This is a genomic window from Flavobacterium soli DSM 19725 (genome assembly GCF_000422705.1).
Classification (GTDB): Bacteria; Bacteroidota; Bacteroidia; order Flavobacteriales; family Flavobacteriaceae; genus Flavobacterium; species Flavobacterium soli.
Genome location: NZ_AUGO01000002.1, coordinates 123238 through 145363 on the forward strand (window position 1 = coordinate 123238; position 22126 = coordinate 145363).

Here is a 22126-nt window from a genome sequence, read left to right on the forward strand (position 1 = left end):
ACTATAAAAAAAAATGAATTTAAATCAGATACATAACGTTTATTTCATCGGAATCGGAGGAATCGGAATGAGTGCTCTTGCTCGTTATTTCAAGACCTTGGGGAAAAATGTATCGGGTTATGACAAAACACCAACGACATTAACAGATGAGTTAATCGAAAGCGGAATTGATATTCATTTTGAAGATAGCATCAATTTGATTCCGAAGGATTTTTACATCGAAAATACACTTGTAGTTATCACGCCAGCAGTTCCAAAAACACATTCGGAGTGGAATTATTTCTTGGAAAGAGATTTTAAAATCAAAAAAAGAGCTGAAGTTTTAGGAATCATAACTAAAGATACGTTCTGTTTTGCTGTTGCTGGAACTCACGGAAAAACGACAACTTCAAGCATTCTGGGACATATTTTGTATGAAAGTGGAGCTGATGTAACGTCGTTCCTTGGCGGAATCGTAGAGAATTATAATTCAAATCTAATAGGAAACGGAAAAACTGTAACCGTTGTTGAAGCAGACGAATTTGACCGTTCGTTCTTGCACCTCCATCCAAATATCGCTTGTATCACCTCAATGGATGCCGATCATTTGGATATTTATGGCGACAGTGCTTCAATCGAAGCTTCGTTCGTTGAATTTGCAGATAAAATCGAAGACAAATCGAAATTGTTTATTGCAAAAGATTTGCCTTTAAAGGGAATTTCAGTTGCAGTAAATGAATCGGCAGATTATAAAGCGGTAAATGTCAGAATAGAAAATAGTCAATATGTTTTTGATGTAGAAACGCCCTCGGAAACAATACAAAATATAAAATTCGGATTGCCAGGAAAACACAATTTGATGAATGCCCTGATAGCCTTGGCTATGGCCAAAACCTACGGAACATCAAACGAAGCGATAATCTCGGCTTTAGCTTCTTTCAAAGGAATAAAAAGAAGATTTTCCTACCAAATCAAAACGAATAATTTGGTGTATATCGATGATTATGCCCATCATCCAACCGAAATAAATGCAGTACATCAGGCGGTTTCTGAATTGTATCCAAACGAAAAAGTATTGGCGATTTTTCAACCGCATTTATTCAGTAGAACGCGAGATTTTATTGATGATTTTGCAAAAAGTCTTTCGGCTTTTGACGAAGTAATCCTGTTGGATATTTATCCGGCTCGTGAACTTCCAATTGAAGATGTAAATTCGGCTTGGCTGTTAGGAAAAATGACAAATGCAAACAAGAAATTAGTTTTAAAAGAAAATTTAATTTCAACGATTTTAAAAAGTGACGCAAAGGTTATCGTAACCATTGGAGCTGGAGATATTGGAGAGTTGGTAAAACCGATTAAAGAAGCATTGAATGAAAAAGCTTAATTGGAGAACTATTTGGACAAATGTGAGGTTACTGCTAATGTTTGCAGTGATTGTGTTCTTGTATTCCTTCACTTCCAAGCGAAATGAAGAACGAAAAATCAAGAAACCAATAGTGGAATTTCTCGATGAAGGAAGTCTTTTTTTGACACACGAATCGGTTAATAAATTGTTAATAGAAAATAATCAAGAGCGACAAACTATTGGGAAAGTTAATTTAGATTTGAATAAACTGGAAAAATCCATCAATGAACACAATATGGTTGAGAAATCAGAAGTATTTGTGAGTATCGATGGTGTCCTGAAAGCAGTCGTAAAACAGAAAACCCCAATCGCAAGAGTGTTTGATGAGAATGGATCTTTTTACATTGATTTAGAAGGGAATAGAATGCCCTTGTCTGATGTAAATACGGCAAGAGTTCTATTGGTTTCTGGTGAAATTGAAGAAGCGAATAGTAAGGATTTATACGAATTGCTGAAGGTTATTTACAACGACGATTTTTTGAAAAAAAACATCATCGGTATTCAAGTTTTGCACGGAGGTAGCGTTAAAATGGCGAATAGAAATTTTAATTATGTCATCGATTTTGGAAAAACAATAAATATTGAGAAGAAATTCAACAACTATAAAGCGTTTTTTCAAAAGGCAGTTCAAGATAGTTCGATTAGTAAATACAAGGAAATAAATCTGAAGTTTACGCAACAGGTAGTGTGCACAAAATAAAATGGTTATGGAAAAAGAAAATATTGCTGTTGGTTTAGACATTGGAACAACAAAGATTGTTGCAATGATTGGCAAGAAAAATGAATATGGAAAATTAGAAATTTTGGGCGTTGGAAAATCCAAAAGTCTTGGTGTGGCAAGAGGTGTTGTGAATAACATTACGCAAACCATCCAGTCGATCCAACAAGCGATTGCAGAAGCGGAAACGAACTCAGGTTACAGGATTAAAGATGTTGTAGTGGGAATTGCAGGACAGCACATCCGTAGCATTCAACACAGCGATTACATCAGCAGAAATAATCCTGAAGAAGTAATTGGAGACAAGGATATTGATTTGTTAATCAATCAGGTACATAAATTGGCAATGCTTCCGGGTGAAGAAATCATCCACGTCTTGCCACAGGAATTTAAAATCGACGGACAATCTGAAATCAAGGAACCAATCGGAATGTACGGCGGAAGATTGGAATCTAGCTTTCACGTAGTAGTTGGGCAAGCTTCTTCTATCAGAAATGTGGGAAGATGCATCCAAAGTTCAGGAATTGAATTGTCTGGATTGACTTTGGAACCTTTGGCTTCAGCCGATGCGGTTTTAAGTCAGGAAGAAAAAGAAGCAGGAGTTGCATTGATTGACATTGGTGGAGGAACAACAGATTTGGCCATTTTCAAAGACGGAATTATTCGCCACACTGCCGTAATTCCTTTCGGTGGAAATGTGATCACAGAAGATATAAAAGAAGGATGTTCAATCATCGAAAAACAAGCCGAATTATTAAAAGTGAAATTTGGTTCAGCTTGGCCTGGTGAAAATAAAGACAACGAGATTGTTTCCATTCCAGGTTTAAGAGGAAGAGAACCAAAAGAAATTTCGTTGAAAAACTTGTCAAAAATCATCCATGCACGTGTGGTTGAAATTATTGAGCAGGTTTTTGCAGAAATAAAAGCGTATGGTCACGAAGACCCAAGAAAAAAATTGATTGCAGGAATTGTATTAACTGGTGGTGGAGCTCAATTGCAACACATCAAGCAATTGGTGGAATATATCACAGGAATGGACACCAGAATTGGATATCCAAACGAGCATTTGGCGGGTAATTCAAGCGAGGAAATTTCTAGTCCGTTATATGCAACAGCAGTTGGTTTGGTAATGAATTCTATCCAAAACAATACGAAAAGTGCCGTTGCTATTGAGGTTGAAAAAGAAGTGAAGGTGGTTTACAGACAACCGGAACCTCAAGTTCAAACGCAATATGAAGAGGAAGTGCAAGTGCAGGAAGAAGAGCGTCCAGCAGCAAAAGCAAAAGAGCCTGAATCTACAGAAACAAAAATCAGAAAATCATTTTTTGATAAATATGTAGACAAAATCAGGGACTTTCTGGACAATGCAGAATAATTTAGATTGAATTTATATCATAATAAATAATAAAAAAGCAAATAATTATTTTGTCCAGTTATTGTTTTGTATAACAATAACCTTTTTTTTCGGTTGCGAAAAAGAAGATTCGGTTATTTTAAATAATGAAAAAAGTAATGTAAGAACTGTTTCCTTAAAAGATATTTTAGGAATCAATGAATCTATAAATGCTAAAAAGTCTTCAAGTGCTAAAAATTCGAATGCGTATATTTTTGATAATATTATAGCCGACGGAATTATAGAAATTGAAAAAGAAGATGGAACAAAAACATATACATTATTGAAACAGCAATAAGTGAAAGTGATTATAATATTGAGGGTAGGGGGAAAATTTAAATGAATCATAAAAAATGAAAAGTTTCTTATCAGTATTCATTATTGCAATTTTTTGTTCTATTCAACAGAAAAATATTTGTGGAAGTTACAGGGGTGCCCATAAAGCTATTGTATTGAATAAGGATTCTACATTTTTTTATAATAGCGGAGTTGATATGTATGTTTCTTGGGCAAGCGGAAAATGGAAATGTAGTAATGATACTATTTATTTTGAAGTAATCCCTATATATGACACAATAAGAATTGTTGGAGAAAAAGAGAGAGTGTATAGATCAACCGATAGAATAGCAAATCTATTTACAAATTCTGAAGATGTATATTCGGCATTTGCTTACCAACTTGAAACTTTGGATAGAATGTTTTATAAAAAGGATCGATTATATGAAGTTGATAATAAAGGAAAACTAATAAAGAAAAAAGAAAAGCACTCTTGGTACAGAGAAACTAATAATCCTTGGTTTGAAAAAATAATTGAAAAAGAATAAAAATTAGCTATAAAAAAAGAAAATAAAAACTAAAAATTAAATACCAAATTATATGACAAGCAACTCAGATTTTGGAAGTATTTCATTTGATTTACCTAAAAACCAATCAAATGTAATTAAAGTAATCGGTGTAGGTGGAGGCGGTAGCAACGCCATCAACCACATGTTCCAGCAAGGCATCAAAGGAGTAGATTTCATCGTTTGTAATACTGATTCTCAGGCATTGCAAAACAGTTCTGTTCCTAATAAAATTCAGTTGGGTGTAAACCTTACTGAAGGTCTTGGAGCTGGAGCAAATCCGGAAGTTGGACAACAATCAGCAATCGAAAGCATTGCCGATATCGAGAAAATGCTCGACAGCAACACCAAGATGGTTTTCATCACTGCAGGAATGGGTGGTGGAACAGGAACGGGAGCTGCTCCAGTAATTGCTCAATTGGCAAAAGAAAGAGATATCCTAACGGTTGGTATCGTGACCATTCCTTTCCAGTTTGAAGGGAAAGTGCGTCAGGAACAAGCGCTTTTAGGTGTGGAAAGACTAAGAAAGCAAGTAGATTCACTTATCGTGATCAACAATAATAAGCTAAGAGAAGTTTACGGAAATCTTGGTTTCAAAGCTGGTTTCTCTAAGGCTGACGAAGTTTTGGCAACTGCATCTCGCGGTATTGCCGAAGTAATCACGCACCACTATACCCAAAACATCGATTTAAAAGATGCCAAAACGGTATTGTCAAACAGCGGAACTGCCATTATGGGTTCTGCCATTTCAAGTGGCGAAAACAGAGCGAAAGAAGCAATTATTTCTGCTCTAGACTCTCCATTATTGAACGACAACAAAATCACAGGAGCCAAAAACGTATTGTTGCTTATCGTTTCTGGAACCAATGAAATCACGATTGACGAAATCGGAGAAATCAACGACCATATTCAGGTTGAGGCAGGTCACAACGCCAATATCATTATGGGAGTTGGTGAAGATGAATCTTTGGGCGATTCAGTTGCCGTTACCATTATTGCTACAGGTTTCAATGTTGAACAACAAAATGAAATAGTAAATACAGAGCCAAAAAAGATTATCCATTCTTTGGAAGATGAGCAAAAATTGACACACAATTTGTCTCAAAAAGTGATTGAGTCATTCGACTTTTCAGCCCCAATTCCATCCGCAAAGAATGATGAAAAAATCGTTCACGATTTGATGGAAGACGAACCAACTTTTGAGCAGCCTCTAATTGTAGAAGCAGTAAAAGAAGAGCCTCTTTTCGACATGCCTTTGTTTACAGAGCCAGTTGCTAAAGAAGAGCCAGCTTTTGAATACAATTTGGTTCCAACAACCGAGTTTATCAAGAATCTAGATGTGACTTTCGAAATCGTTTCGCCATCGGCTTCAAAGCCAGTTTCTTCAGATGATTTCTATTTCACTTCACCAGAAGTTAAGGAAATCGAAGTTCGTGAGCCAGAATTTGTAGTTCGTGAAGAAGAGCAAATCACTTTTTCATTCGATTTGCCAATCAGCAAGGTAGAGAAACCAAACGAGGACAGAATGCTTTTCGAATTAACAAACGAAACGCGTGAAATCAAGGTAAACCAACCCGTTCAAGTAGTTCCAATGACCGAGTTGAACGAAAATGGTGTAATCCGTTATTCTTTAGAGGAATATATGGAAGTCGAAAACAGCCTTTTGGAGTCGAAACCAGTTGCGAAAGTAGCAGAGCCAGAAAACGAAGAGTTGAAAATCACGATGAAAGTGAACGAACCTTCTAATTTTGGAAACAACTACGAAGCCATTTCTCCAACCGAAATGTCTTTGGAAGAAGCCTCAAGATTAAGAGCCGACGAAAGAAGAAGAAAGTTGAAAGAATTCAACTATAAATTTCACAACAATCCGTCTAGAGTAGAGGAATATGAAAAAGAGCCGGCTTACAAGCGTCTCGGAATCGACATTTCAAGTACTCCTGCAAACAATAATAAATCCCGAACTTCATTGGGGACTGATAGTAACGATGACATTCAGTTACGTTCCAACAATTCATTCCTTCACGACAACGTGGATTAATTAACTCAAACCAAACTCTAAATAGCCCGAAAAATCCCTGTGATTTTCGGGTTATTTTTTTTACCTTCGCATCCGGTTTGTGTAGCATAATTAGGAGCGAAAGGTTAGGGCATTTGTTCAATCCATTTTCCTGCTGGAGCCACTCGCTTTAAAACTGTTAGTCACAGTTTTAAGAGCTCAAACAATGTCACCATCAGGGCTAGAGGGCAAATCATAAACTGCGAAGCGACAATCTAAAATCAAAAATATGTTTTTTAGAATCATAAATCTAAAATCAGCAATCTAAAATCTAAAATCTAAAATAAATGAGTCTTTCAGAAAGAATAATGGACGAAATTAAAAATGCAATGCGAGCCAAAGACACCGTTGCATTAGAATCTTTAAGATCTATAAAATCGGAATTGCTTTTAGCACAAACGGCATCCGGTTCAAAAGAGGAAATCACTGAAGACGAAGAAATAAAAATCCTGCAACGTCTAGTAAAAACAAGAAAAGAAAGTGCAAGAATCTTCACGGAGCAAAACCGTATGGATTTGGCAGCACCAGAGTTGGCACAAGTTGCAGTAATCGAAAAATTCCTTCCACAACAACTCTCTGAAGCAGAGGTAGAAGCTGTTATCGCAAAAATCATAGCCGAAACAGGAGCATCGGGAATTGCATCAATGGGAAAAGTAATGGGACTTGCTTCAGCACAATTAGGTGGAACAGCAGAAGGAAAAACAATATCCACAATCGTAAAAAAATTGTTGACATAAGAAAAAAGTTTTAGAATTCAGATTTTAGGTTTTTTTTTTTAATTACAATCTAAACTCTAAAATTAAATGGCCTCGTAGTTCAACTGGATAGAATATCAGATTTCGGCTCTGAGGGTTGGGGGTTCGAATCCCTTCGAGGTCACTATCTTTTAAAGCTTGCATTTTTTGCAGGCTTTTTTTGTTTTTAAAAATAAACGGCACAGTCAGGCAATGTTGCTTTTATACGTCTTTTTTCTTTTTCTGAAAATGGATTTCCGGTTAGGATCAGGGTTTTTAAGTTGGTGAGTTTATTTAAATCCTGAGGCAACTTTTTCAAGTTGTTATTGGAAAGCGATAATAGGGAAAGTTTTTTGAGTTCTACAATGTTTTCAGGCAAGTTTTCAAGCTTGTTATAATTGAGTAACAATATTTCTAAATTTTCAAGTAGCTTTATTTCTTCGGGAAACGATTGTAATTGGTTGTTTTCTAGATTGAGTTCCTTCAAAGAAGTTAGACCTAGCCACGCTTTATCAAACTCATAAAACTGATTTCCGGTCAGAATAAGATTTTTTAGTTGTTTTAAATTTGAAAAAGAAGAGGGAAGATAGCTCAATTGGTTGTGGTCGAGTTCTAAGGCAGTCAAGTTTTTGCAGTTTCCTATTTCTTCTGGTAACGTGATAATATTGTTAAGTGAAAGCCTCAAATACTCAAGTTGTTCTAGTTTTCCTATTTCTGCCGGAAGGCTCGAAAGATCACAAATTGCCATATCAAGATCCTTGAGATGTTTCATTTTTTTGATGTCTTTCGGTACATACTTGATTGCATTTTGACGTAAGATGAGCGTTTCTAGCTTATTGAGCTTAAAGAAAGAATTATCAAAGCTTTCAATGTCATTTTGCATCAGGTTTAGAAACTTCAGTCCGCCAAATTTTTCTAATTCTTTTGGAATCCTAAAAAAATTTTGATCACGTAGATTAATCCTTGTTACTTTTTTTTTAGATGCTTGGGCTTCTGTTAGGCTCGAATACATCACATCTTTGACTGGATTTTTATCTTGTGCTTTTAGCGTTAAAAAACAAAAAAATAAAGCAAGAAAAAATATTTTTTTCATCGTAAATGTTTAATTTAAAAAGGTCGGTATGCGATATACCGACCTTAGTTTTAACTATAAATAAGAATTAATTCGTTTTAACAACTTTATAAGTTCCTGATTTTTGACCTACATTAACACGGATTAAAAACACTTGTTCTCCAGTAAATTGAGAAAGGTTTAATTCGATGTTTTGGTTAGAACCAGTGGTTTGTGTGTTGTTTTCTAGCACTTTTCTACCTAAAATATCATATACTTCTATCATAACTTTTTCGCCAGTGTTCTCGTTTAATGAAAGCGTAACCACATCTTTTGTAGGATTTGGATACAAACGAACAAAGCTGGCTAAATTATCATTCCCATTAGAAAGAGGCTCTTGAGCTCCAAGGAAAGCTTGATTAGAAAAAACTAACGCTGCTGAAGCATTAAACGCTATATTTTCTCCAGTAGCATCTTCTTGAGAATCCGTATTTCCATTTGGATGCTGAACAGAAAAGAATCCGTATTTGAAATCTGGAGAAAAAGTAAGCCCTGTTGGCTCTGCACCAGCAGGTACTGAAGTGTGTAAAAGAACTTGAGGAGCACTTTGTCTGTGTCCTGGACGAACTACCCAGATATAGTTTCTTCCTCCATCTTGAACCACCCAAAGGTTTCCTTTATCGTCAAAGGCAAGGTTATCATTACCATCCGACCAAGATTCAGTAACAGTTCCTTCAGCAGTTTCGATAGGATAGCTCATTCCTCCTACGAAAGTTTCGAAATCAGAAACAGTGGTTCCATTATCTTTAAAACGAAATACGCGGTTTTTACCTTTTGTTGTAAAATAAATCATTCCATCAGGTCCGATTTCTACGTCTTCAACTCCGTTAAAATTAGTACCTCCCAAAGCCGCTGCATTAGATCGCATATTGTTACAATCTGCTGGAGTAATATTCGGCACTTGTATCCACACTGCAGTTGAAGAACTCGGTTCATCATTAGAAAGTTCTAAATCTAATTTCAATACATATACATTTCCTGCTGTAATGTTTCCAGGAGTATTCGCTACAAATTTATATAAGCAATGTGTTCCACCATCTTCTCCATAGTAAGCCAAAGCTCCATCATTACTAACCACAATGTTTTCGTGGTTCATTCGACCTAAGTGAAAAAGTTTATCTTTCACACCATCATTGTTATAATCCATTACAGACGAAGTAACGGGATCAATTTCTACCAACCATCCCACATCTTCAAAACCATCACCATTGGTATCTCCAGCACTTGTACTTTCTTCTGCTGTAATTACAGTTCCCCAAGGTGTAATACCACCAGAACAGTTTCTTTCGGTTTTTACCAAATCTGGCGTGCTGAAATCTACTTTTCTAGAGTTGTTTACAGTCCAAAGCGGGTTAAGTGCATCATCATTCAATTCGATATCTACTATAGAAACTCCTCCTGGGTTATTTTCGTGATTTACGGATAACCAGCCTAATGTATTTGCAGTTTCGCCAGTAGAAGGAATGTATCCTGTAAAGTCATGGTTTCCAGGAACGGTTCCTGATCCGTCCATATAAGCTGAACCTTGCTTGAATAATAATTGAAAGCGTTGTTCTTCTGGGATGATCAAAACAGGAGTTTGAGTCGTTGGGTTGATAGAGGTAAAACAGGCGATATGTCCTTCTTCACAAACATATTCTGGTGCTTTGTCCTGAATGTATAAATCAAATCCAAGATCAGAACTTTGACCATCTCTTTGGTGTATCTCAATTGAAATTCTGTTCACACCATCTTGGAAGATCGTTTTTGGAAGAAAATAAGAAGTGTATCTTTTTTCATCAGCTCCATCAATAGTATTTACTGACCATGTAGTGTTGTCAATTGTTCCGGCAGGCATATTGTCACGCACAATTTCTACACCATTCACATAAATAATAGCTCCGTCATCTCTTCTTAGACCAAGCTCAACCTGATCTGCAACGTTTGCAAGCTCAATTTCTAAATCTCTTGAAAAATAATAGGTAATATATTTGTCTGATGAGTTTGGACCATAAGAAATAGTAGTAACTGCAGGATCTCCATATCCTAGTGGAGCAAAACCTGTAGCCCATGTAGAGTTGTCAAAAGTAAGCTCTTTCCAAGCAGTAGTACTTTGGTTGGTTCCATTATCTAAATACGACCATTCAGTACCTTTTTGCAATGGATATTGTGCAGGAGCTATTTTATTTTTTAGGAACATATCAAATCCAAGATCAGAACTTTGACCATCTTTTTGATGTAATTGTACCGATATTCTATTTACACCGTTTTGGAAAACGGTTTTAGGAAGATCAAACAAAAAGTAATTGGTTTCATCGCCACTATTAACGGTATTTGAAGCACCAGTTGTATGAGTGATAGTTCCGCTTGGCATGTTGTCACGAATCACTTCTACACCATTTACATAAACGATAACCCCATCATCTCTCCTGATTCCAAAAGTTACTTCTTCGCTAAGATTTGCTAGATTAACTTCGATATCTCTTGTAAAATAATAGGCGATATGTTTGTTGTTTGAATCAGATCCATATGAAATAGTTGTTGTCATTGGGTCGCCATATCCAAGGGGAGCGGCTCCAATAGCCCAAGAAGAATTATCAAAAGAAGCCTGATTCCATCCTGTAGCACTTTGGTCAGTTCCATTGTCAAGATAAGACCATTCAGAACCTTTGGTTAAAGGAAATGCTCCAATTGCTGATGCTTCTTGGTATTCTATATACATGTCTACTCCCAAATCTGAACTATAAATATCTCTTTGGTGTAATTCGATAGCAATCCTGTTGGTACCATTTTGGAAAATAGTTTTAGGAAGCTCGAATGTAAAAAAGGTTGTTTCGTCACCACCACCAATTGTGTTTGGAGCAAGTGTGGTGTTTGTAATTGGGCCTTCTGGCATATTGTCACGTAGCACTTCAACTCCGTTAACATACACCACAACTCCGTCATCTCTTCTGATTCCGAATTTTACTTCATCCGGAAGGTCATTGAGATCTACTTCAATGTCTTTCAGGAAATAATACGTAATGTGCTTGTTGTTTGCATCCGAGCCATACGAAATGGTTGTGGTCATAGGATCGCCATATCCAAGAGGTGCCGCTCCAGTAGCCCATGTTGAGTAATCAAATGCTGGTTGTCTCCAGTTAGTGCCTTGATCGGTTCCATTGTCAAGATAAGACCATTGAGATCCGCTAGCCAAAAGTGTTTGTGGTGCCTGTGAAAATCCTGATAAGGAGGCCATCAGACCCAGAAAAAGTAGTTTTACTTTTTTCATAGTTGTGCAGGTTAAGTTGTTATTTTGACGCAAAGGTATAGGTCGCGTGTTGTGTTAGTCTTAATCCTGGTTTATCAAATATGTAAAATAGTGTTAAGGATTTTAAACTATTGTTATTATAAGGCAGGTTTATTTCGATGGGTTATCAGTCAGGGATTTTAGAAAAGAAACAAGTTCGTTTTTTTCCTGTTCCGTAAGGTTTAGAACATCTGGAGATAGAGTTTGGTTTTCAACATGAAGCCCAATTCCTGCTCCACCGCCTTTTTCATAAAATTCAATCACTTCTTCAAGAGTTTTGTAGGCACCATTATGAAAGTAAGGACCAGTTAGTTCTACATTTCGAACAGTGGTTGTTTTAAACGATTTCTCATAGATCCAAGCCTTCTCACTTCCTATAGTGTTAGCATATCGTCCTTGATCTGTATCAAGTTTTACAGTATTGGGAGCTTCTAAAACACCAAGAATTTCGCTTTCATTTTCATTAAAAAGTGGCGGAACCAATCCGCTAAAAGTTGGAGCAAAATGACAGGTGGCACAATTTGCTTTTCCCATAAAAAGATTGAATCCTTTCTTTACATCTTCGGGAATTTCTTTTTTTTCTCCTCTAACATATTGGTCAAACTCGCTATTGAACGATTTTAGCGAAAGCACAAAGGAAGTTAAGGCTTTGGAAAAATTTTTACGATTGATGCCTTCCTTGCCAAAGACCTCTTCGAATTTTGCCCGGTAGGCTGCTTGATCGTTTATCTTTTTCAGTAGGATGTTGTAAGCTGTATTGAATTCATCGGAATTAAAAATCACATGTTCTGCTTGTTGTTCAAGGGTAAAAGCTCTCAAATCATAAAAGAAGCGATCAGCATACACTGAATTTAGAAGGGTTGGTGCATTGCGTAATACTGTTTTTCCTTGAATATTGCTTATTGATTTTGAAACCCCATCAGTAAAAGCTTTTTCTGGCTGATGACATGAAGCACAACTCATTTTGCCGTCGCTACTAACCAGCGGGTCATAAAACAATTCTTTTCCCAAGTTTCTCAAATCAGCCGTGTCTTCTTCTTTGCGGAGTTCAGTAAAAAAATAAGGATTTAAAAAATCTTCTGCAAAAATGGAGGTGCTGTTTGGATTCCAAGAAGTAGTATTTGACAAAAACTCGGTGTCAACATTTCCTTGTATGTTTCCCAATGCTTTATAAAGAGGGTCGATGTATTTTTTTAATAGTTCGAGTCGGTCAAGTTCTTCAAATGATGGTGCCTGTTCTAGATAGGCAATTGCTTCATCCGTTAACTCAAGGATAGCTTCGTGTTTTTGTTTTTTTGGATTATTATCTTTTAAAAAATTCCGCATACCTTCCAGAGATGCAACTGCATCGTCGATAGAATTAAGTGAACCAGGAGTGTCAAACCCAGTAATTCCCATGCTGAATATCCGAACAAGTTGCAGCCTCATTGCTACGAAAGTATAACGAGTGTCGAAATTTTGAAGGTTTATTTTTTCGTATAAAATAGCATAGCTGTCTTTCAATCGTCGGGATAAATTGGCGATTTCATTTTTTTGTTCCTCAATTTCATCGGAAAAAATCAATTCGTCCAATACTTGCAATCCAACAGGGTTGGCGACCAAGGGACGGGAATTTTCTTTTTCCAAATGGAGTAAAGGAGCTCCATTAATTGATTCACTCACATATTCTGGATGAAAAAAAGCTAAAATGAATTCGGCCTTTTTGTAGCTTTTTCGAGCTTTTAGAAAAACATTTCTAAGTGAATCTTCTTCAATTTTATTGTTCCTATAATTTTCGGCTGCCAATTCTAATTGGCTAAAAGCTCTATTAATGTCAGAAAAATAATTTGATGCATATTCTGATTTTGTAGTGAACGATTTTTGAGAAAAAGCAAATAGCAATAAAACGATCCCTACCATAAGAATAGGTAAAGTGCTTCTTTGTTGTATTTTGAGCATCATGATTTTTGATTGTGTAATGCACAAAACTACTATTGCAAACAGCGATAAGCATTAATTGTAGATTAAGAAATGTTTATCTATGATAGAGTTTGATACAATAATTTCCGTTCATTTGTGTTTTGGAAATAGCTTTTAAAGACTAAGATGTTTAGAAGAAATAAAGTATTTTCTCTCATTTTTTTATACATTTAGCGTCAAAACATAAAAAATGGATGGAGTGCTTTTATTTCTACTAACAATACTGCTTTCATTGGTTGTGGTGCTACTGCTATTCGTTGGTTTTTTCAAGTTTATGTTCGAGCCTGCTTTTATATTAATCTTCAAGAGACCCGTTTTTTTATATTGGTATCCTATTCCTAAAAAATTAAACCAACATCAAAGGCAAATCTTAGAAAAAGAATTTTCGTTCTACAGGAAACTTTCGGATAAAAAGAAAACCTACTTTGAACATCGTGTGAAATCGTTTCTTCTCACTTATAAATTTGTTGGAAATGAGATTGTGGTTACGAATGACGTTCGGATCATTATTGCAGGAACCTATGTTATGCTTACTTTTGGTATGCGAAATTATTTGGTTCCACTTTTTAATAAAATTATAGTGTATCCAACAGTATATTATTCTACGATAACGGAACACTACCACAAAGGAGAATTTAACCCTCGTCTAAAAGCAGTTGTTTTTTCTTGGGAGGATTTTGTTTCGGGACACCAGGTCACTAACAATAACATCAACTTGGGATTGCATGAGTTTTCGCATGTGTTGCATTTTCATGCCCTAAAAGGTAAAGATTCTAGCGCCATTATTTTTTATGATGAGTTTATGGAAGTCATCAAATACTATAATGATGCAGGATTGAATGCTCAGTTGAACCAGAAAGCCTATTTTAGAGAATATGCCTATGAAAATCAATTTGAATTTTTATCTGTTTTATTGGAACATTTCTTCGAAACGCCACATATTTTCAAGGCAGAATTTCCTGATTTGTTTCAAAGTGTAAGGAGGATGATTAATTTTGACGAAAAGCTCCTTTGTTAGAATTGATTTATTGAAAACTAAAAGGCTTGAGAGTAAATAGTCTCAAGCCTTTTAGTTGTGATAATTAATTTTTTTGTTCGTCTTCATAGGTCGGTCCATATAGGCTAGGGACTTTATTTCCGGTAGCTCGAAGGTACACGATCATTTCTCCCCGGTGGTGATAAATATGGTTGAAAAGAAAACTTCGCACCACGATTCCTCTTGCCAAAGGACCTAATACAACACGGTCTCCTACTTTCATCGTCCAATCTGCTTTCAATTTTTCTTCAGTGAGTGTTTTTAGTGCAGCTCTTGCTTTTTCTACATTGCTTTCAAAAAGTTCCAACGTAGCTTTTATATCATTGGTGTCACCGCGTTTAAGTTCGTCGGCAGCCATGTCATAAACATCTTGAGTTAGCGTGCCAACATACCAATAGTAAATAGTGGCAATGTGCTGTGCCAATTCACCCATCGACCATGAAATATGTGATGGTTTAAAATCTAGGTCTTTTTCGGGAACAGCCTGTAGCAAGTTTCGTGTGCTTTTTACTTCCTGTTCAAATTCTTGTGTGAGGGATTCTAGTAGCATAAATTTTTTTACTTAAAGTTACAAAAAATAGAAATAAATTAAAATTAATTTTTTTTAATAAAAGGCTTATACATTGGTTTTCGTACCTTTAATTCTATAATAAAAAAGTAAAAATGGAATTCGGAAAAGTAAAAGACCCTGCTTCAATTGATTTCAAGCTCCCGAAAGATGCTCCAGAAACCAAGCAAATCCTATCGGCAAATAAAACCAATGATTTTGCAGCCTATGTTGGCTGTGCAAAATGGAATAAAAATGATCTAAAAGGTTTTTATCCAAGAGGAACAAAAGATGAATTGGCTTATTATTCCACCCAATTCAATTCTATCGAACTCAACGCCACTTTTTATGCAATGCCTTCTTGGCAACAAATCGAAACATGGAAAAATAAAACGCCCGATAATTTTAAATTTTTTCCGAAACTAACCAATACCATCAGTCATTTTAAACGCTTGATTGAGGTTAAGGAAGTAGTCGATGATTTTTGTAATGCCATCAGCAACTTTGATGAAAAACTCGGAATGGCTTTCCTGCAACTTCATGACAATTTCAAACCAAAAGATTTCGACCGATTAAAAAAGGTAGTAGAAGAGTTTCCAAAAGGTGTTCCGCTTGCAATAGAGGTGCGAAATAGCGAATGGTTTGACAATGCCGAAATCCAGGAAACGTTTTGTCAATTCTTAGAAAAACATAAAGTAGCCAATATTATTGTAGATACAGCCGGAAGACGCGACATGCTCCACATGCGATTGACAAGTCCAGTTGCTTTTATACGCTATGTTGGAGCCAATCATGCATCAGATGCTCAACGGCTTGAAGATTGGATTCCGAGACTTGAAAAATGGAAAGAGGAAGGTTTGCAAAAATTATATTTCTTTGTGCATCAGAATGCCGAAGTAGAATCACCTTTATTGGCTAAAGATTTTATAGAAAAACTCAACAAGGCTTTAAAAACAAATGTCCCGGTTCCAACTATAAAACCGGGACAAAATAATTTATTTGATTTTGATTAAGAAGCCAATAACTTCTTCAAATCAACAATAGTTTGAGTAGGATTTTCAGCTTTGAAAACAAAATTTCCAGCAACCAAGACATCAGCTCCAGCTTCGGCTAGTTGAACTGCGTTTTTGCTAGTTACTCCACCATCAATTTCGATTAAAGTTGAAGCTCCATTTCTGGTAATAATCTCTTTTAATTGTCTTACTTTCTTATAGGTGTTTTCAATGAAAGATTGTCCGCCAAAACCAGGATTCACACTCATGATACAAACCAAGTCGATATCATTGATGACATCTTCTAATAAACTCACATTCGTATGTGGATTTATTGCAACTCCTGCTTTCATTCCTTCTGCCTTAATCGCTTGCAAGGTTCTGTGAAGGTGTGTTGTTGCTTCATAATGAACCGTTAGTACATTAGCTCCCAAATCGGCAAAAGTTTTGATATAACGATCTGGATCAACAATCATCAAATGCACATCGATTGTTTTTTTTGCATGTCTTGAAATGGCTTCCAAAACTGGCATTCCAAACGAAATATTCGGAACAAAAACACCATCCATGATGTCAATATGAAACCAATCGGCTTCACTGTTATTGATCATTTCGATGTCGCGTTGCAAGTTTGCAAAATCTGCAGCAAGCACTGATGGTGCTATTAAAGTATTTTTCATTGTAGTTAGTGTTGTTTTGGCAAAGGTACTTTTTAACCGCAAAGTTCGCAAGGATTTACGCAAAGTTCATAAAGAATGGTTTAAGTAAAAATAAGAAGCTTTAGAAACCCGATCCGCATTGGCTGAAAACAGACCGAGAGTTTTTTTTAAAACAAAAAAACTCCGGTAATCAGCCGGAGTTTCAATCATCAATCAAAAAACGAACAGTTAATCAGACTGTTGTTGCTTTTACTATATTGGGTAATTAGTGTAAAATTGGTTGTGCAAAATACAAATAAATTTGATAACACAAAAAATAAGTTTCAATTAGCGTGCCAATTATCCTAAATAGGTTTTCAAGATCTTACTTCTAGAAGTGTGTTTCAATCTGCGGATTGCTTTTTCCTTGATCTGACGAACACGTTCTCTTGTCAAGTCAAAAGTCTCTCCGATTTCTTCCAAAGTCATTGGATGCTGGTCGCCCAATCCAAAATAAAGACGCACTACATCAGCTTCACGAGGTGTTAAAGTCTCTAATGAACGCTCAATTTCTGTACGTAAAGATTCGTGGATCAACTCTCTATCAGGATTTGGAGATTCTCCAGAACGCAAAACGTCATAAAGATTAGAATCTTCACCTTCAACAAGTGGTGCATCCATCGAAAGGTGACGTCCAGAGTTTTTCATCGACTCTTTTACGTCGTTTACAGTCATGTCAAGTTCTTTTGCAATTTCTTCAGCAGAAGGTGGTCTTTCGTTAGATTGCTCTAACAAGGCATACATCTTGTTGATTTTATTGATCGAACCAATTTTGTTCAAAGGCAAACGAACGATACGAGATTGTTCGGCCAAAGCTTGAAGAATCGATTGACGAATCCACCAAACCGCATAAGATATAAATTTAAAACCACGTGTTTCATCGAAACGTTGAGCAGCTTTGATAAGACCTAAATTTCCTTCATTAATTAAATCTGGAAGTGTTAATCCTTGATTTTGATATTGTTTTGCAACCGAAACCACGAAACGTAAATTGGCTTTGGTCAATTTCTCTAATGCTCTCTGGTCTCCGGCTTTAATTCGTTGTGCTAATTCTACCTCTTCATCGGCTGTGATAAGGTCAACTTTTCCGATTTCCTGAAGATATTTGTCTAAAGAAGCAGTTTCACGATTGGTTACCTGCTTGGTAATTTTAAGTTGTCTCATTGTAGGGGTGTACTTAATTTGATAGGAGTACAAATGATTATACGTAATGAGTTGTAAAAAAGTTACAGTGAATAGAAATATTTTTCAAATTTTAATAATTGTTTTGATTATTTAGTATATTTCCGAAAAATATATCTGATGAAAATTCGTATAATTTCAGTCTTTTTTTTCATATTTTTTTGTACCCCAGCTTTTGCTCAAAAAAATATAGACCCAACCCCAATTGATGTTCAAAATGCCAGAAAACTTCGAGAAAAATATCCTAAAGATGATGTAGCCATCATGGAAAGTCGCGAAGTTATTTCTTTCGACTTGAATAAAAGTGATGGAAAAGTTACGGTTAGTAATATAACCAATGAGGAATTAGTTAACATCAATCACCGGGCTGATATCCGTAAATATGAATTTTACGACAATGAATCGGAGATAGAAAGTTTCAGTTTGAAATATCGAAATGATAGAACAACTCCTTTTGCAATCAAAGATGAAATGTATAAGGACAAGGATCTGTTTTATATGGATGCTCGTGTAAAATACATGACAATTGACTTTCCGGTTCAAGGATACTCCTATAATTATCAAGTCAAGAAAAAATATAATGACGTCAAGTATTTTACTTCTCTATATTTTAATGATGAATTTCCAGTCTTAAAAAAAGAATTTTTGATCACAGTTCCGGAATGGTTAACGGTGGAGTTAAAAGAATTCAATTTTGAAGGTTGTAACATCAAGAAAACAAAATCGGTTGATCCCGCAACCAAGGCTACCGTATATAAATATACAATGGAAAATGTTCCTGCTCATTTTGATGAAGAAAATGCTCCAGGAAGAAGCTATTTGTATCCTCATATTTTGGTGATTGCTAAATCTTTTAAGAATAAGGACAATCAAGTAACTCTTTTTAATTCGACTGCTGATTTGTATAAATGGTACAAGTCGTTGATTGGCATGATGCAAGACGATCCAAGTGTATTCAAGGACAAAGTTGCTGAACTAACTGCCACTGCTAAAACTGACGAAGAAAAAATCAAGAACATCTATTATTGGGTTCAGGACAATATTCGCTACATCGCTTTTGAGGATGGAATTGCAGGTTTCAAGCCGGATGAGTCTAATAATGTTTTCAGTAAACGTTATGGCGATTGCAAAGGAATGGGGAATCTAATCAAGCAAATGCTTACGGTTGCAGGTTTTGATGCCCGTTTGACATGGATTGGGACAAAACATATTGCCTATGATTATACCACACCATCTCTGGCAGTTGACAATCACATGATTTGTACGCTTTTTTACAAAGGGAAAAAATATTTTCTAGATGGTACTGAAAAGTTCAACTCCTTTGGTGAATATGCGGAGCGAATTCAAAACAAGGAAGTGATGATTGAAAACGGCGACCAATTTCTGATCGAAAAGGTGCCAAGCGTTAGCAGTGAGTTCAACAAGGAAATCTTTAAAGCCAATTTGAAAATTGTTGACGGGAAATTGCAAGGAACTTGTTCTAAAAGTTTTGCAGGAGAAAGTCGTTCGCAGCTTTTACACATCATGAATTCCCTTAAAAGTGATAAAAAGGATGAGGCATTGGAACGCTATCTTTCAAAAAGCGATAAGAACATCAAGGTTCAAAACATCAAGAGTTCGGATTTAAAAAACAGGGATCAAAAGCTGACGATGGATTATGAAGTTGCAGTAGAAAACAGGGTTTCGGATTTTGATAATGACATGTATATCGATTTAGAATACATGAACGAATATAAAAACTTCGAGCTCAAAGACCGTAAAACCGACTACGAGTTTGATTATAAAACCAACTATGAATCGAATGTTTCGCTTGCAATTCCGGCGGGATACAAGGTGACCAAGATGCCAGAAAACCTCGCCATCAATGAAAATAATTTTGCAGTTGATGTGAAATTTATTCAAACAGGCAATGAAATTTCGTACAAGAAATCTTTTGTATTCAAAAATGGCGTGATCAAGGCAAATGAAGTGGAGAAATGGAATGCATTTGTAAAAAACCTGCAAGAAACCTATAACCAACAAATTATCTTATCAAAACAATAAACAAAAACGAATGAAAAAACTATTACTATGTTTTCTAGTACTGCTTTCTGCAGCGACATTTGCACAAGATAAAGCTGAAATCAAGGAATTTTTCTGGGGAAAAGGAGATGCCTTCAAAAATGCCAATACGGTTCCCGATAAATGGAAAGGCGAATCGGCTGTGATTATCTTTAAAAATGATTATTATAACTTCCATAAATTCGGAAAAAGCGTTACCTATACTTCGGCGGTTAGAAAAAGAATTAAACTGCTTGATGCAGCTGCCGTTCTTGAGTTTTCGGAGTTTTCTTTTAATGAAAGATTTTATACCAATAAAGGTTTTTCGTTTAAAAAAGGAACAACAACCATTGGTGTGAAAATTGTAAAGGCAAATGGCACCGAGATTGAAATTGATGTAGAAAAAGAAGCCAAAACAATTGATGACGAAAAGAAAGTAGCGATTGCAAATTTAGAAATTGGCGACATCATCGATTTTTATTATTATACGGTTGAACCTTTTAAATCGTTTTATGAAGTAGGTTTTGATCCAGTTGAAACTACTCTTGGCGATATTTATCCAACCATGGAAATGAAGGTGCAGTTTGAAACAGAGAATGATTTCTTCATCAATTTCAATACCTATAATGGAGCGCCAGAACTAAAAGAAACCTTCAATAAAGGTGGCGAAAGAAAGTATGAACTGGTTGCGAAAGATATAGAAAAAGATGAATTCCCGAGATGGTTTTATCCAGCGGTAGAATTGCCATTTTATAAATTCCAGGTTTATTTTGCACGCTCTTCACGTTTTGAGGCTGGAGCCGAAGCCTTCCTGTCGGAAAAGGAAAGTATCATCAAAAAAACAGTTACCAAAGACGATGTTTTCAATTATTATAGCAACAAATTTAGACCTTCCGGCGACATCAGCCAGATTAATTCTTTTATAAAATCTAAAAACTTTAAGAGTGATGAGGAGAAAGTTAGGGAAGTCTATTATTATACCCGTCACATCTATTTTACTCGATATTTTGAAGCCTTTGTAGCCAATGAAACCAACATGTTCTATCCTTTTGGGTTCTACAATAATCCTATTTTTATCAATACCGAGGAACAATTCATCAACCATTTCATGGCCTTTTTGAAAAAGAATGAAATAGAATATGATATCATCATTGGAACGGCAAGGTATAACGGACCTATAAATGATCTATTGATCGAAAAGAATGTAACCTTATTGTTGAAAGTGAAAACCAAGGAGCCTATTTATTTGGAGTTTTTCACGCCGTTTTCAAGTGCCCAACAGTTCAACTACAATTTGGAAAACACAGAGGCCTATTCGCTTCAGCTTTCAAAAGGGAAACGTGTTGTAGATGCTGAAAATGTGACATTGCCAAAGACAACTTCGGCAGATAATGTTTCGAAAAGAATTTCCAAAATCACTTTGGGAAAAAATCTATCTGACTTGAATGTTAGCCGGGTTTCCTCTTTCTTTGGGCATTTCAAGGAATATGAGCAATCGGATAAAATGGACTTCTATGATTTCGTTGATGAGGATTATAAAAAGTACAACACGGAGTCTTTGTTTGATTTGATCAAAAACAAAAAGAAGCAAGAGCAGTACAAAAAAGAATTCAAGTCCTTGATTGCGAAATTGAAAGACAAGAAAAAAGAAGAGCTAAAAAAATCGGTTTCACGAGAATTTGGTTTTGAAATCGATGAGGTGGCCTATGAAGTGGAAAACACGGGGCGTTTTGGTAGCAACCAAGCTTTTGTTTACAAAGAAGATTTCTCGGTAAAAAACAACCTTGTCAAGAAAGCTGGAGAAAATTATATCATCGAAATTGGTAAAATTCTAACTGACCAAATTGAGATTGACAAGAAAGAAAAAGAACGCGACAACAACGTCTATATGAGCTATCCGCGATCGTTTGACAATGAAATTGTTTTTGAAATTCCAGCAGGTTATACCGTTACAGGTTTAGAAAAGCTGAATAAAAAGGTCGAAAACGAAACCGGAATGTTTAGCAGTACCGCTACTGTAAAAGGAAATCTCTTGACGATTAAAACATTCAAAGAATATAAAAACTATTATGAGCCAAATGCCAATTGGGGAAAAATGGTTGCGTTCCTGGAAGCGGCTTATCAATTTACACAGGAAAAAATCTTGTTGAAGAAAAGCTAAATTTC

At 35.8% G+C, this 22126-nt stretch carries 17 protein-coding genes and 1 tRNA gene; 12 read left to right on the forward strand and 6 right to left on the reverse strand.

Going from position 1 to position 22126, the window contains the following annotated elements; all coding sequences use genetic code 11:
• Nucleotides 1-13: 13 nt before the first annotated feature.
• From murC to G508_RS0103650, 8 genes are all read left to right on the forward strand, one after another.
• The gene (murC, locus tag G508_RS0103615; RefSeq protein ID WP_026704043.1) at nt 14-1363 is read left to right on the forward strand and encodes a UDP-N-acetylmuramate--L-alanine ligase; all 1350 of its coding nucleotides are present in this window, start codon (nt 14-16) and stop codon (nt 1361-1363) included.
• Nucleotides 1350-2084, forward strand: coding sequence for a cell division protein FtsQ/DivIB (locus G508_RS0103620; protein ID WP_026704044.1), 735 nt, complete (start codon nt 1350-1352; stop codon nt 2082-2084). Before murC ends, G508_RS0103620 begins: the two co-directional genes overlap by 14 nt.
• Nucleotides 2085-2091: 7 nt before the next feature.
• On the forward strand, nt 2092-3477 hold the full coding sequence (gene ftsA, locus G508_RS0103625; protein ID WP_026704045.1) for a cell division protein FtsA: 1386 nt from the start codon (nt 2092-2094) through the stop codon (nt 3475-3477).
• A 61-nt stretch (nt 3478-3538) separates the two neighbouring features.
• Nucleotides 3539-3793, forward strand: coding sequence for a hypothetical protein (locus G508_RS0103630; RefSeq protein ID WP_026704046.1), 255 nt, complete (start codon nt 3539-3541; stop codon nt 3791-3793).
• Between the two features lie 55 nt (nt 3794-3848).
• Nucleotides 3849-4319: a hypothetical protein gene (locus G508_RS0103635; RefSeq protein WP_026704047.1), complete on the forward strand. Its 471-nt coding sequence runs from the start codon at nt 3849-3851 to the stop codon at nt 4317-4319.
• A 52-nt stretch (nt 4320-4371) separates the two neighbouring features.
• A complete protein-coding gene (gene ftsZ / locus G508_RS0103640; protein WP_026704048.1) occupies nt 4372-6375 on the forward strand; it encodes a cell division protein FtsZ in 2004 nt (667 codons plus the stop codon).
• A gap of 305 nt (nt 6376-6680) precedes the next feature.
• The gene (locus G508_RS0103645) at nt 6681-7130 is read left to right on the forward strand and encodes a GatB/YqeY domain-containing protein (RefSeq protein WP_026704049.1); all 450 of its coding nucleotides are present in this window, start codon (nt 6681-6683) and stop codon (nt 7128-7130) included.
• 68 nt (nt 7131-7198) lie between these two features.
• A tRNA-Arg gene (locus tag G508_RS0103650) sits at nt 7199-7272 on the forward strand.
• Nucleotides 7273-7314: 42 nt separating this feature from the next.
• Here G508_RS0103650 and G508_RS18520 read toward each other — a convergent pair.
• From G508_RS18520 to G508_RS0103665, 3 genes are all read right to left on the reverse strand, one after another.
• Nucleotides 7315-8220 carry a leucine-rich repeat domain-containing protein gene (locus G508_RS18520; protein WP_051197430.1) on the reverse strand — a complete coding sequence of 302 codons (906 nt, stop codon included), beginning with the start codon at nt 8218-8220 and terminating at the stop codon, nt 7315-7317.
• Between the two features lie 67 nt (nt 8221-8287).
• A complete protein-coding gene (locus G508_RS19430; RefSeq protein WP_051197432.1) occupies nt 8288-11488 on the reverse strand; it encodes an alkaline phosphatase PhoX in 3201 nt (1066 codons plus the stop codon).
• Between the two features lie 129 nt (nt 11489-11617).
• Entirely contained in the window at nt 11618-13447 is a 1830-nt protein-coding gene (locus G508_RS0103665; protein ID WP_051197434.1) for a cytochrome-c peroxidase, read from the reverse strand.
• A 208-nt stretch (nt 13448-13655) separates the two neighbouring features.
• Between G508_RS0103665 and G508_RS0103670 the strand changes: the two genes are divergently transcribed.
• Nucleotides 13656-14483 carry a zinc-dependent peptidase gene (locus G508_RS0103670; protein ID WP_051197436.1) on the forward strand — a complete coding sequence of 276 codons (828 nt, stop codon included), beginning with the start codon at nt 13656-13658 and terminating at the stop codon, nt 14481-14483.
• Nucleotides 14484-14547: 64 nt separating this feature from the next.
• On the opposite strand, the gene G508_RS0103675 is transcribed toward G508_RS0103670, so the two are convergent.
• Nucleotides 14548-15051, reverse strand: coding sequence for a DinB family protein (locus G508_RS0103675; protein WP_026704052.1), 504 nt, complete (start codon nt 15049-15051; stop codon nt 14548-14550).
• Between the two features lie 113 nt (nt 15052-15164).
• Here G508_RS0103675 and G508_RS0103680 point away from each other — a divergent pair, with 113 nt between their 5' ends.
• Nucleotides 15165-16061 carry a DUF72 domain-containing protein gene (locus tag G508_RS0103680; RefSeq protein ID WP_026704053.1) on the forward strand — a complete coding sequence of 299 codons (897 nt, stop codon included), beginning with the start codon at nt 15165-15167 and terminating at the stop codon, nt 16059-16061.
• On the opposite strand, the gene rpe is transcribed toward G508_RS0103680, so the two are convergent.
• Nucleotides 16058-16720 (reverse strand): ribulose-phosphate 3-epimerase, encoded by a 663-nt coding sequence (rpe, locus tag G508_RS0103685; protein WP_026704054.1) that lies wholly within the window; start codon nt 16718-16720, stop codon nt 16058-16060. The two genes, G508_RS0103680 and rpe, sit on opposite strands and share 4 nt — an antisense overlap.
• A 318-nt stretch (nt 16721-17038) precedes the next feature.
• On the reverse strand, nt 17039-17902 hold the full coding sequence (locus G508_RS0103695) for a sigma-70 family RNA polymerase sigma factor (RefSeq protein ID WP_007804760.1): 864 nt from the start codon (nt 17900-17902) through the stop codon (nt 17039-17041).
• 138 nt (nt 17903-18040) lie between these two features.
• Between G508_RS0103695 and G508_RS0103700 the strand changes: the two genes are divergently transcribed.
• Nucleotides 18041-19963, forward strand: a complete 1923-nt coding sequence (locus G508_RS0103700) for a transglutaminase-like domain-containing protein (RefSeq protein ID WP_026704055.1) — start codon at nt 18041-18043, stop codon at nt 19961-19963.
• A 10-nt stretch (nt 19964-19973) separates the two neighbouring features.
• Entirely contained in the window at nt 19974-22121 is a 2148-nt protein-coding gene (locus G508_RS0103705) for a DUF3857 domain-containing protein (protein WP_026704056.1), read from the forward strand.
• Nucleotides 22122-22126: the final 5 nt, after the last annotated feature.